The sequence below is a fragment of the Mesorhizobium sp. B2-7-3 genome (assembly GCF_006440715.1).
Classification (GTDB): domain Bacteria; phylum Pseudomonadota; class Alphaproteobacteria; order Rhizobiales; family Rhizobiaceae; genus Mesorhizobium; species Mesorhizobium australicum.
In genome coordinates this window covers 103362-115821 of record NZ_VFTY01000004.1, presented here as the reverse complement: position 1 = coordinate 115821, position 12460 = coordinate 103362, and the positions used below count along the sequence as shown (strand labels likewise).

The following is a 12460-nucleotide window of genomic DNA, read 5'->3' as shown; positions in this document are numbered from 1 at the left end:
ACCCCGCAAGCGGGCGCTTTCCAGCCGGTCAGGCCTGGTCGTTGATCAGCCTTCTCAGCAATTCCAGTTCCTGCGCCAGCGTGTTGTCATTGCCGGAAAGGTCCTCGATCTTGCGCACGGCGTGCAGCACCGTCGTGTGATCGCGGCCACCGAAGCGCCGCCCGATTTCCGGCAGCGAGCGCGGCGTCATCACCTTCGACAGATACATGGCGACCTGTCGCGGCTTGACGATGGTGCGCGTGCGCCGATTGGACAGCAATTCCGTCTTCGAGACGTTGTAGTGACGCGCCACGATGCGCTGAATGTCCTCGATGCGGACCCGCTTCGGCTCGCCCGTGCGATAGATGTGGCCGAGGATCTCGTCGATGCGGTCGATGGTGATCTGCGGCTCGAACGACTGGCGAAACAGGAGCTGGTTGAAGGCGCCCTCCAGTTCACGTCCGCTGCCGGTCACGGTGCGGGCAACGTGGTTGAGGATCTCTTCGGAAATGCCCAGCGATGCATCGTCGATCCTGGCCGTGGCCAGACGCAGTTTGAGCATGCCGAGCCGCATGGCGAAATCGGGCGCCGACATTTCGAGCGCGACGCCGCCATTGAGACGCGAACGGACCCGCGGTTCGAGCGATTCCAGCTCCGACGGTGGCCGGTCGGCGGCAACGACGACCTGCTTGGCGCTGTCGAGCAGCATGTTGATCAGATGACAGAATTCATGCTGGATCGATTTGCCCTGCAGGAATTGCATGTCATCGATGATCAAGAGATCGATGTCGCGCAACTGCTCCTTGAGCGTCAGTGCGTTGTTGTCGCGGATCGCCGTGGCGAAGCGCCACATGAAATACTCCGCGGTGAGGTAGACGACGCGTGACTTCGGGTTCTGCTTCAGCGATTCCGCCGCGATGGCCTGCAGCAGGTGCGTCTTGCCGAGCCCGACGGTGGCATGCAGGAAAAGCGGGTTGAAGCGTACCGCGCTCGACTGCGATTCCGCCACGGCCTTGGCGGCGGCGAAGGCAACGCGGTTCGACGGTCCCTCGATGAAGGAGCCGAACGTGTAACGCGGATCAAGCGGTGATCCCAGGACATTGTGGCGGAACTCGCTCTCGACCGGCACGCCCGGACGCGGCATCGGAGACCGCTCCACCCTACTTGGACTGACGGTGCCGGCGGCCAGCGCCGTCTGCGTCTGCCGCGTCATCTTGCGGGCCGGCGCCAATTCCGGTTCGGGCTGGCCGCGCCCCTGACGGGTTGCGGTGCGCACGACGATTTCGATCTTGAGAAGCTCGGGATCCTCGTGCTTCCACAGCTCTGAAATGAGATCATGATAGTGGCCGTTGATCCACGAGCGTAGGAATGCGGTGGGCACGGAGATGCGGACAATGCCCTTGGACGCTTCCGCGACCTTCATGCGCCCAAACCAGCTGGAATAGACTTCGGTTCCCAGGCGCGCCTTCAACTGGGCCTTGACCCGGTCGAACTTCTGTTCCGCGTCGCTGGAGACCGCCATCTCGTTTGCTCCGATCAAAGTTCCAGGAAATGGGAGGTCGCCCGTAAGCTCCCTTTCGATGCCGCTCTGCATGATCGAGTTCCTTGCCTTTCTGTACCTGTTTTTCGCTGGGGATGCGCCTCCTGCATCCTTTTCCGGCGACCGTGTCTTCGCTACGATGCCCATTGCCGCCGCCGGCAATGAACGTCGCCCACTATCCGACGGGAACCGGTGCCGGCCCATGGAAGCCAGTCCGCGTTGGGTATGTCAGGGCAATACAACGCCGTCCGGCGAAAGAGCGCCGGCGCGCCGTCCTACCTGCCATGTCTAGTTACGCCAGTCCCCTACCGTATCGAAAAAGAGCAAACCATACCCGTTCGCGGACTTGATCCACGTCGCAAATCCCGCCAATTTAAGCTGGCCGCGTAAGGCTGGGTTAGGGCCAGAGGCCCGTCCCGTTCGATAGATCGACATTACCGAAATCGCTGTGGATAGGGCAAGGCCACGTCTAACGGATTTTTAAGGAATCTGGTTACCTCGGGCAGGTTGGAGCGCCATGCCGCAGCGGCATATTTTGACAAAGCCATTGGGATTCAAACCCTTTTCCGACGAATATGAAAAAGCCGGGCCGGCGCGAAATTTTCTGAAATAATTCACTTGACAGCCAGTTGTCCTCCCGTCTCTTCGGCGCGTTGTGGACAAGCTGTGGATGACTGTCGCTAACCGCTTGAAAAAAAATAGCTATTTGTGCGGAGCGTAGTTTTTTCAGTCGGCGCTTTTCAAGCGTGCCGGTCATCAGCGGGCATGTATGTGCCGGCAAATCATTTCGCACTGGGGAATCTGCACTTGGGGCTGTCTGCGGCTATTCTTTTTAAGTACTTGCCGGCAAACGAAAAAACCCGGCGCGATCGGCCGGGTTCGAAGAAGATCGTCCTGAAAAGGCGATGTCAGGCCGACAGCACCTTGAGGCGCTGGGCGAGGCGCGACACCTTGCGGGACGCTGTGTTCTTGTGCATCACGCCCTTGGTTGCGGCGCGCATCAATTCCGGCTCGGCTGCCTTGAAGGCGGCCTGTGCGGCGGCCTTGTCGCCGGAGGCGAGTGCCTCCTCGACCTGACGGACGTAGGTGCGGACGCGCGAGCGGCGGTTCTTGTTGATCGCTGCGCGGCGGGCGATCTTGCGCGTTGCCTTTTTGGCCGAGGATGTGTTGGCCATGATGCCTCTCTTCTGATCTGGTCGGCGCACGCGGCGTGCCGCAGGGCGCAAAAAACAAACGGGCAGCCACGGGGCCGCCTCGGTTGGTGCGGCTTATAGTTCAGCTTTTCCGGCGCGTCAACGCCGACGGGCGTTCTTTTTGCCGATCCCACGGGTTTCAGACGCTGGCCCGCCACGCCCTACCGGTTGGTGAAATTCGGCTTCCGCTTTTCGGCGAACGCCGCCATCCCTTCCTTCTGGTCTTCGAGCGCGAAAAGCGAGTGGAACAGGCGGCGTTCGAAGCGCAATCCCTCGGCAAGCGTCGTCTCATAGGCCCGGTTCACCGCTTCCTTGGCCATCATCACCGATGGCAGCGAGAAATCCGCGATTTTGGCCGCCGCCTTGACGGCCTCTTCGACCAGCTCGGCGGCCGGAACGACCCGCGACACCAGGCCCGAACGTTCGGCCTCGGCGGCATCCATCATCCGTCCCGTCAGGCACATGTCCATTGCTTTCGATTTGCCGACGAACCGGGTCAGGCGTTGCGACCCGCCCATGCCGGGAATGACACCGAGCGTGATCTCGGGCTGGCCGAATTTGGCCGTATCGGCGGCAATAATGAAGTCGCACATCATGGCGAGTTCGCAGCCGCCTCCCAGGGCATAGCCGGCCACCGCCGCGATGATCGGCTTTCGTGCCCGCGTGAACTCTTCCCAGCCAACGAAGAAGTCCTGGATGTAGGCATCGGCGTAGGAGATCGCCTGCATTTCCTTGATGTCGGCACCGGCGGCGAAGGCCTTGTCGGAACCGGTAACAACCACGGCGCCGATGCCAGGATCGGCGCAGAAACCGTTCACGGCCGAGACGAGTTCAGCAAGGATCCGGGAATTCAACGCATTGAGCGCCTTTGGCCGGTTCAGCGTGATCAGCCCGACCTTGCCACGCGTCTCGGTGATGATCGTCTCATAGTCCATGGGCTGCTTCTCCTCGCTCGACGGCGGTCTAGCCTACCTCTGACAGGTCCGGCAATAGAAGGTCGAGCGTCCGCTCTGCACGATACGTTCGACATGGCCGCGGCAGCCGGGCTTGGGGCAAGGCTCACCCTCGCGGTCGTACACGGCGAAGGAATGCTGGAAATAGCCCAGCGACCCATCGGTGTGCACATAGTCGCGCAGTGAAGACCCGCCGGCCGCGATGGCGTCCGCGACGACCGAACGGATTGCCTCGGCGAGGCCTTCGCTTTGTTCCCTGGCCTTCTTGCCTGGCTTGGCGATGGTGCCTGCCTCGCGCAGGGGTGACAGCCCTGCGCGCCAGAGGGCCTCCGAGACGTATATATTGCCTAAGCCGGCGATCAGCCTCTGGTCGAGAAGCGCTGCCTTGAGCGGCGCTCTGCGGCCTTTCAGCAGCGAGGCAAGCAGAACGCCGTCCAGCGCATTGCCGGTGGGCTCGACACCCAGTCCGCCCAGCATCGGATGCGTCTCCGGCGGCTCTTCCGCAAACAGCATGAAACCGAAGCGGCGCGGGTCGTTGAAGATCACCCGGGAGCGCGCGCCGGCCGCGGAAACGACATGGAACACGACATGATCGTGCGCCGCGCTCTTCGAACGCTCATGATGGAACACGCCCGGTGTCTCGTCGTTGTCGCCGGTCTCGATGCGAAAGGAGCCCGACATGCCGAGGTGGCAGATCAGAACCGGACCGCCCTGCATATGCATGGTCAGATATTTGGCGCGCCGGCCAAGCGCCGTGACCGTCCTGCCCGTCAGCCGCTCCGAGAACCGTTCGGGAAAGGGGAAGCGCAGATCGGGTCGTCTCATCTCGACCTTGGCCAGATGAGCACCTTCCATGACCGGCTGCAGGCCGCGCCGGACTGTCTCGACTTCGGGCAATTCAGGCATGACCGCCAATCGTGGCGTGGAAGGACGTGCCGTTACGGCCGCGCGCCAGCCGCAGATGTTCGGCAACCGTCTCGCCGATATCGGCGAATGTCGCCCTCAGCCCTATGTCGCCGCCTTTGAGGCCGGGTCCAGTGCCGATGACCGGAATGCGTTCGCGCGTATGATCGGTGCCGCGCCAGGTCGGATCGTTACCGTGGTCGGCGGTCAGGATGAGAAGGTCGCCCGGCCTCAGCTTCGCAAACGCCTCCGGCAGACGCCGGTCGAAGGCCTCGAGTGCGGCGGCATAACCGGCGACGTCGCGGCGATGGCCGAATTCGGTGTCGAAATCGACGAAATTGGCGAAGACGAGGTCACCGTCGCCGGCCTCGTCCATGGCGCCCAGCGCCTGGTCGAACATGGCCATGTTGCCCGCCGCCTTGCGGACCTGCGAAATCCCGCGATGGGCGAAGATGTCGCCGATCTTGCCGACGGCGATGACGCGGCTGCCGCGCGCCGTCAGCCGGTCGAGCAATGTCGCTTCGGGTGGCGGCACGGCGTAGTCGTGGCGGTTGTAGGTTCGCTCGAAGGTGGCTGACGTCTCGCCGACGAAGGGGCGGGCGATCACCCGTCCGATCCTCAGCGGGTCAACCAGCCGGCGCACCACCTGGCACAAGTCATAGAGCCGCTCCAGGCCGAAATGGATTTCATGCGCGGCGATCTGCAGGACGGAATCGACCGACGTGTAGCAGATCGGCTTGCCCGTGCGGATGTGGTCCTCGCCGAACCGCTCGATGATCTCGGTGCCTGGCGCATGGCAATTGCCGAGGATGCCTGAAACCTTGCCCTCGCGGATGATCGCCTCGGTCAGGTCGGCCGGAAAAGCGGGAACCGTATCCGGGAAATAACCCCAGTCGAAGCGTACTGGCAGGCCTGCGATCTCCCAGTGGCCGGAAGGCGTGTCCTTGCCGCTCGAAATCTCCTGCGCCGCGCCATGGAAGGCATTGGCGAGCAGGTCCGTCCCGAAATGAGCAAAACCCAGTCCTGTCGCCGTCTCGGCCGCCTTGCCAAGTCCCAGCGATGCCATGTGGGGGACGAACAGTGGTCCCTGACGAAGCCCGTCGCGATCGGCGCGCCCTTCCGCGCAAGCTTCGGCGATGTGCGCCAGCGTGTTTGCACCGGCGTCGCCATAACGTTCTGCGTCGGCCGCGCCGCCGATGCCGAAGGAATCCAGGACAAAGAGGAATGCACGCGCCATCGGGTCATTTGTTGCCAGTGTGGACCTCAAGACATAGGGTTCCATGGCGGCCTTGGCAATTCGGAAGGCGCAAAGATCAGGTGTCGCGACCAGTTGGGCGCCCATGGACGAAACAAGAGGCAAGGCGGTCCCGTCATGAAGGCTGCGCTCAAGACATGGACTGCCCTCATGGCTGTGAACGGTGCGTTCTGTTGTGGACCGGCGTGGGCAGACTGGCGCGACGATATCGGCACATTTCGCATCGGTATCGTCGCCGAACCCGGCGCCGGCAATACCGTTCCGGGGCTGGCCGTGCTGACGCAAGCCTTTACCAATGCGCTCGGCATGAAGGTGGAATTCGTCGTTGCCCGCGATTACGCGGCACTGATCGAGGCACAGGCCAATGCGCGGATCGAATACGCCATCTATTCGGCGACCGCCTACGCCACGGCGCTGCAACGCTGCGAATGCGTCGAGCCGCTCGTAGCTCCGGTCGATTCAGACGGTGCGGCCGGCATCCGCTCGGTACTGCTGACCAGGGACGGCAAATTGCCCGGCCTGGCTGACATGGAGACCCGCCGGATCGCCATGCCGCCGCCGGACAGCGTCGGCGGTTCGCTTTTGCCGCTGGCGGGCTTGGCCGCCGAACATGTCAGGATAGCCGAAGACGCACCATTCCTTGTCCATGCCCCGTCGGCGTCCGCGGCCGAAACCATGCTCGTCGGCGGCGAGGCCGACGCCATGTTCGGCTGGGTGAAGGCAGCGGCCGACGGTCAGCCGCGACCGCCCGGGGGCACCCAGGCAAGGCTCGAGGCATCAGGCCTTTCGGCGTCGGCCCTTCAGGTCGTGTGGACGTCGGGTCTGCTGAGATACGGTCCCCATGCGGTGCGCGGCGACCTCGATCCGGAAGCCAAGCGTCGGCTGACCGTGTTCCTCACCAACCTCAAATCGACGACGCCGGATGTCTACGACCTTCTGGAGCCGAAGCATGCTGGCGGCTTCATGCCCGTGGCTCCCAAGGACTATGCGGCGGCGGAGGCCATCGTGCGGATGGTATCGGTCGATGGGCGGCAATAAGTCTTTCAGCAATCGCTGCAAGGGATCGTGACGCTTCTGCGGGGACGCAGATAATAGGTTTCGCCCATCGTCATGCCTTTGGCGAGCGTCTCGATAAACCCGAGCTTCTGTTGGCTGTCGGTCGTCCAGCTGATGATCGGCTTATAGGCCAGGGTGCTGTCGACGCGGACGAGGAAGGTTCCGGGGACCCTGAGGCTTGCCGGAACCGTGGTGGCGGTGCCGGCGGTGGCTCCGACGCCGTTCACACCGTTGACCACCTTGCGCGACCACACCACCAGGACCTGCGGCGTGGCATCGGTGGTGACCTGTATGGCCGTGATGGTGATGTCCGGCACGGAGCGGTTATAGGGTTGAAGGGTCAAGGTGCCGATCTTCATGATGGCATCGAGGTCCACTTTGGCGATGGTCGGCTGTTGTGTGACGAGATCGGCGACCATGCTGCCGACACGGCTGACCTTCTTGCTCGTCTCGATGGCCTGCGAAGCCTCCATGGTCATGAAATACATGACCAGCAGGATAGGCGCGATAAGCGCGAACTCGACCGCCGCGACGCCACGACGATTGGACCAGAACCGGATTGATTTGCCCCAGAGCATTGATTTGCCCCAGAGCCCAGCAATTCCCTGATGTGCCCCCGCACGCATCATATTCACTGCCTTTTTTCTTGTTGTTGCTTCGGTGATTGTCTCAATTGTCGAACGGCTCGTTCTGCCAGGTCACCGAAGCGAAATGCAGCGTTTTGTTGCCGCCCATCGACTGCGCCATCAGGTTGGTCATGATGGGCCATTTGTAGAAAACCCGCAGCATGTTCCTTGACTCCGCCGCACCCGCCGTGACGGTAAAGGGCACATCGGCGCCGCTATTCGTCAGCTGGATGTTACCGCCCTGAATCCTGAAGCCGGCCTGGGCCGCGTCGGCGAAAGCCGTGTACTGGCGAAGATCGACGCTCAACTGATTGGGGCAATCCTGCGAAACGATGATTTCCAGCTTGCCGCAGATCATGTTCTTCAAATTGTCTCCGGCGACGTCAGCGGCCCTCAACTGGCCGGTGCGCAGCCGGCGCGCGACATCGTCTGTAATGTTGGCCATCACCTCCTGGCTGGCAAACGAGATGCAGCTTTCGAGGATGGCGAAGACGAGAAGCGCGAACGGCATCGCAAGCAGCGCGAACTCCAGCGCCGTGGCGCCGCGCCGGTCGCGCACGAAGCGCTGGAAAGGCCTGGCGCGCTCGATCTTGCGTTGATCTGTCGAGCCGATTTCCTTGCTCATGCGATGTTCCTGCCATCCTGGACGGTGCTGACAGGTGTATTAGTGCAAACCAATTGAGGTCCGGTTTGAATGATCGTTAAACTCGGCGCAGGCGCTTTAACCAGGCAGTAACCTGGGCGCTGGCACGGCCCCCATGGCTTATTTGCTGACGCTCATCTCGGCTTCGGACGATTTCTCCGCGTCGCTCTTGTAGGAGCTTTCGCAATAGGGCGTGCACGACATGGTCTGGACCTCCGCGCGCCGGTAAATGCGAACCGACGAGGCCGCCTGGCGGACCACGGTAACCTGTGCGTCGACGATCGGGCTGCCCTCTGGGTCGAGAACGACGAGATTGGTGACACCGAAACCCTTGCCGGTGAGCACGATCGTCGAGGCATCCTGGACGGAGGCGTCGGCGATTGCCGGGTTGCCCACGACGATCGTATCGGCGGGGCGCGACAATTTCACGATCTTGGCCTGGTTCATGGTGACCTCGATCCCGGCGCCGGCCCTGGCGGGCGCGGTCAAGCTGGCGGCAAGAAGCACGGCAATCAGAATTGAGGATCTCGGCACGGCCATCACGGCGCTCCACGCAAGCGGACTGTTCAACAGAACATGAACGAGATTGGTGAACCAACGGTTAAGTTGACTTGTTGCGCCCGGATATGGCGGTCGGCATGGCCGAGCGCACCATTGGACTCGTGCAGGCGTCGCAAGCCTGCCCAAGCCCTTGCCGTTTGCGGCGTCGACCTGCAAAACAGAACGCTTAGTGTGGAGTTAACCACGCAACATGTTCTAGCCGGGAAAGGAATCGGTAAGGCTGTTTATTAAGCCGATCGAAAGAGCTTCTCCCTAGATTTGCAGCATCCGATCAACCATCACAGAAGTTGACGGAAGTGCTGTAACACGTGGAGTAGGAGCTCTCGAATGTCTAATCTCATCGCACGTTTCGTGAAAGACGAATCCGGCGCGACCGCCATCGAATATGGTCTGATCGCCGCTCTCATCGCGCTCGCCATCATCACCGGCGCAGGCGCGCTCGGCAATGCCATCAACGCCAAGTTCACGACCATCGGTACAACGCTGAACAGCAGCGGCAGCTGATCTGCTTATTTGCTGATCACCTGGATTGCATTCTGGACAGGGGTCGCCACATTGCGGCCCCTGTTTCTCTGTGACCGGTCCAGAGTGCTGCCGACAACGACCGTCTTTTCATGCGGACCTCATCAATCGTTAATCGAACCGACCTAGATTGAGTATCCTGGAAATCCGCACAATAGGCATAAGCGCCGATGCTTGAGGCCCTGATTTTCGTCGTCTTCCCGTTCTGCATGCTGTTCGCCGCGATCTCCGACATGCTGTCGATGACGATCGCCAATCGCGTGCCGGTTCTGCTTGTCGTCGTCTTCGCGCTGGTGGCGCCGCTGACGGGCATGGACTGGGCAGCCTATGGCGGACATTTCGCCGCCGGCGCCATCGTCCTTGCCGTGACGTTCGGCCTGTTCGCCTTGGGTGGCATGGGCGGCGGCGACGCCAAACTGCTGGCCGCCACGGCCGTGTGGATGGGGCTCAACGTGCATCTCGTCGAATATCTTGTCGTCTCGACATTCATCGGCGGCCTTCTGACAATCGCCATCCTGCTTTACCGGAAGTCGACGCTGGCGGTTTTCACCGGCCGCAATCCATTCCTGCGTCATTTCGCCGAAGAGTCGGCCGGTGTTCCCTATGGGATCGCGCTCGGCCTGGGCGGACTGCTGACCTTCCCCGATTCCCCCATGATGGTATGGGCGCTGGCAAGGCTGGCGAACTGAATTCATCAATTTTTCGTCGGCTGGCATGCCTTGCAAGCCGTCTTGCGGAGCGGCGGCCCAGCATTTCCACGCATCTCGGCGCGATCCATCCAATTTATGTAAACCTTAAATTAATCACGATCGTAAGCATTGCATTAACCTTGTTTTGACGATTGCCGCTGCAAAGTCCGGCTTGGCTAGGTGGTTTGCCAAGGGCGAGGGTTCGGACAGATGCCAGCATCCCGATTGATTATTCTGAGCGTGGCGGTGGCCGCGGCGGGCGGTGCTGGCTATGTCGCGAAAAACATGGTCGCTCCGCCGCCTCAGATCGTCGTCGATTCTGGCCCCCAGGCCCCGGCGGTATCCCTGCAGGACGTGCTCGTGCTTTCGGGTGATGTCGCGATGGGCAACGCGCTCCAGAACAGCATCGCCTGGCAATCCTGGCCCGCTGACGGCATCAACGCGAATTTCATCACCAAGGCCACCGCTCCCGACGCCCTGGAGAAGCTGAAAGGGTCGATTGCCCGTGTGCCGATGTATGCGGGCGAGCCCGTGCGGCGCTCCAAGCTGATCGGCGAGGGGCAAAGCTTCATGTCGTCCATCCTGCCTTCCGGCATGCGGGCGGTCGCCACGACCATATCGGCCGACACCTCGGCCGGCGGCTTCATCCTTCCAAACGATTTCGTCGACGTCATCATGACCCGCAGGGCCGATGCCAACACTGGGGCCGGCTTCAGCACCGAGACCATCCTGAAGAATATCCGCGTCCTGGCAATCGATCAGACCATCCAGGAAGACGAGGAAGGCAAGAAGACCAGGGTAGGCCAGACCGCCACGCTGGAGCTGACACCCAAACAGGCGGAGATCATCACCGTTGCCCAGCAGATGGCGGATCGCCTGACGCTGGCGCTGCGGGCGATCACGGACACCCAGGAAAAGAATGTGGACGAGGCCGACTATCTCGTTTCCGGCAATGGTCGCAGGGGAACGGTGAGGCTGATCAAGTCGGGCGAAGTCTCCGAGGTAGGGGCAAGGAAATGAGGCTAAGCGCTAAACTGCCGGCAATCGCAGCCATGGCATTCGGCCTGCTGCTGGTCGGAGCGAATGTGCAGGGCGTCGAGGCGAAGAGCACGCAGGTGTCGGCCACGACAGCCACCCAGCGCGTCAAGCTGGGCCTCAACAAGTCGGTGGTCATAGACCTGCCGAGCGATGCCTATGACATTCTTGTCGCCAATCCCTCTGTTGCCGACGCCGTGACCCGTACCGCAAGGCGTATCTATCTCTTTGGCAAGTCGGTCGGCGAAACCAACATCTTCGTCTTTGGACCGAACGGCGAACAGATCGCCAGCCTGGACCTGGCCATCGAGCGCGACGTCGCCGGCCTGGAAGACTATATCAAGCGCTTCCTTCCGACCTCGGCCGTCAAAGTGGAACTGCTCAACGACAACGTGGTTCTGACCGGCACCGTGGATACCCCCTTGGATGCCAAGCGTGCCGAACAGCTGGCAAATATGTTTGTGTCCGGCGGTGAAGCGACGACGGGACAATATTCGCAGACCGCCGCTGGCGGCTCGGCCCAGAGCGGTGTCGACATCAACAATCCGGACCAGGAGCGCCGCGTCAGCCAGATCGTCAATCTGCTGCAGATCATCGGAGATGATCAGGTCACGCTGAAGGTGACGGTGGCCGAAGTCAGCCGTTCCGTGATGAAGCAGCTCGGCGTCAATATGGTCGGCAGTGGCGGCAGCAACGGCATCAGCTATGGAGCGATTAGCGACAATTTCACCGGACTCGGTAAGCAGCTGTCGAATTCGGGGTTCAATATAGGCGCCTCGGGGCTGCAAGCCTATGTCAATGCCATGGAGCAGTCCGGGGTCATGAAGACCTTGGCCGAGCCCACCTTGACTGCCGTATCCGGCGAGAAGGCAACCTTCAAGGTCGGCGGTGAATACAACATGGTGAGCGGCGTCACGGCGAACGTGTCGACCGACAACCAGACTGGCCTGAAGAACTATACCATTGACAAGATCGAATATGGCATCGGCCTGGAGTTCCAGCCGGTGGTGCTGTCTCCCGGTCGCATCAGCCTGAAAGTCAGAACGTCGGTTTCCGAGCCGACCACCGAAGGGTCCGTTTCGCTGTCCTCGGGTGTGACAAGTCCCGGCACGAATGTCCTGTCTCTGCGCAAGCGTCTTGCCGATACGACGGTGGAACTGCCCTCCGGCGGCTCCATGATGATCGCCGGCCTTGTTCGCGACGATGTCAGGCAAGCCGTCAACGGCTTGCCTGGACTGACAAAGATCCCGGTGCTCGGCGCGCTCTTCCGCAGCAGGGATTTCGTGCGCAACGAGACCGAGCTCGTCATCATCATTACGCCCTATCTGGTGAAGCCGGTGGCGCGCAATGAACTCGCCAAGCCGGACGACAATTTCAACCCTCCAAGCGACGGGGCCGGCATGTTCCTTGGGCGTGTCAATCGCGTCTACGGCACCATGCAGACCGACAGGCCCAACGGCCGCTATCATGGCGTTGTCGGCTTCATCTACAAGTGAACGGGAAAG

13 protein-coding genes are annotated in these 12460 nt (G+C 61.7%); 5 read left to right on the top strand and 8 right to left on the bottom strand.

Annotated features, from left to right (window positions below):
* Positions 1–28: 28 nt before the first annotated feature.
* The 5 genes from dnaA to FJW04_RS10715 all read right to left on the bottom strand — a co-directional run bounded on the left by dnaA (position 29) and on the right by FJW04_RS10715 (position 5805).
* Complete coding sequence (dnaA, locus tag FJW04_RS10735; RefSeq protein ID WP_015313987.1) at positions 29–1573, bottom strand: chromosomal replication initiator protein DnaA; 1545 nt, start codon at positions 1571–1573, stop codon at positions 29–31.
* Positions 1574–2427: 854 nt separating this feature from the next.
* Positions 2428–2694, bottom strand: coding sequence for a 30S ribosomal protein S20 (gene rpsT / locus FJW04_RS10730; RefSeq protein ID WP_015319343.1), 267 nt, complete (start codon positions 2692–2694; stop codon positions 2428–2430).
* A gap of 179 nt (positions 2695–2873) precedes the next feature.
* Entirely contained in the window at positions 2874–3647 is a 774-nt protein-coding gene (locus FJW04_RS10725) for an enoyl-CoA hydratase (protein ID WP_140714030.1), read from the bottom strand.
* A gap of 33 nt (positions 3648–3680) precedes the next feature.
* The gene (gene mutM / locus FJW04_RS10720; protein WP_140714028.1) at positions 3681–4571 is read right to left on the bottom strand and encodes a bifunctional DNA-formamidopyrimidine glycosylase/DNA-(apurinic or apyrimidinic site) lyase; all 891 of its coding nucleotides are present in this window, start codon (positions 4569–4571) and stop codon (positions 3681–3683) included.
* Complete coding sequence (locus tag FJW04_RS10715) at positions 4564–5805, bottom strand: phosphopentomutase (protein WP_140714026.1); 1242 nt, start codon at positions 5803–5805, stop codon at positions 4564–4566. Before FJW04_RS10715 ends, mutM begins: the two co-directional genes overlap by 8 nt.
* A gap of 135 nt (positions 5806–5940) precedes the next feature.
* Between FJW04_RS10715 and FJW04_RS10710 the strand changes: the two genes are divergently transcribed.
* A complete protein-coding gene (locus FJW04_RS10710) occupies positions 5941–6861 on the top strand; it encodes a phosphate/phosphite/phosphonate ABC transporter substrate-binding protein (RefSeq protein WP_140614766.1) in 921 nt (306 codons plus the stop codon).
* 5 nt (positions 6862–6866) lie between these two features.
* On the opposite strand, the gene FJW04_RS10705 is transcribed toward FJW04_RS10710, so the two are convergent.
* The 3 genes from FJW04_RS10705 to FJW04_RS10695 form a co-directional block, all read right to left on the bottom strand.
* Positions 6867–7508 carry a TadE/TadG family type IV pilus assembly protein gene (locus tag FJW04_RS10705; RefSeq protein ID WP_140714423.1) on the bottom strand — a complete coding sequence of 214 codons (642 nt, stop codon included), beginning with the start codon at positions 7506–7508 and terminating at the stop codon, positions 6867–6869.
* Positions 7509–7548: 40 nt separating this feature from the next.
* Positions 7549–8130 carry a TadE/TadG family type IV pilus assembly protein gene (locus tag FJW04_RS10700; protein WP_015319337.1) on the bottom strand — a complete coding sequence of 194 codons (582 nt, stop codon included), beginning with the start codon at positions 8128–8130 and terminating at the stop codon, positions 7549–7551.
* A gap of 138 nt (positions 8131–8268) precedes the next feature.
* A complete protein-coding gene (locus FJW04_RS10695) occupies positions 8269–8688 on the bottom strand; it encodes a pilus assembly protein N-terminal domain-containing protein (RefSeq protein WP_140660658.1) in 420 nt (139 codons plus the stop codon).
* A 348-nt stretch (positions 8689–9036) separates the two neighbouring features.
* On the opposite strand from FJW04_RS10695, the gene FJW04_RS10690 reads away from it, so the two are divergent.
* The 4 genes from FJW04_RS10690 to FJW04_RS10675 all read left to right on the top strand — a co-directional run bounded on the left by FJW04_RS10690 (position 9037) and on the right by FJW04_RS10675 (position 12451).
* Entirely contained in the window at positions 9037–9213 is a 177-nt protein-coding gene (locus tag FJW04_RS10690; protein ID WP_140614764.1) for a Flp family type IVb pilin, read from the top strand.
* 188 nt (positions 9214–9401) lie between these two features.
* A complete protein-coding gene (locus tag FJW04_RS10685) occupies positions 9402–9920 on the top strand; it encodes a prepilin peptidase (RefSeq protein WP_015319334.1) in 519 nt (172 codons plus the stop codon).
* A gap of 210 nt (positions 9921–10130) precedes the next feature.
* Entirely contained in the window at positions 10131–10940 is an 810-nt protein-coding gene (cpaB, locus tag FJW04_RS10680; RefSeq protein WP_140614762.1) for a Flp pilus assembly protein CpaB, read from the top strand.
* Positions 10937–12451: a type II and III secretion system protein family protein gene (locus FJW04_RS10675; protein WP_140714024.1), complete on the top strand. Its 1515-nt coding sequence runs from the start codon at positions 10937–10939 to the stop codon at positions 12449–12451. The genes cpaB and FJW04_RS10675 overlap by 4 nt, the downstream gene beginning before the upstream one ends.
* The last annotated feature ends 9 nt before the right edge of the window (positions 12452–12460 follow it).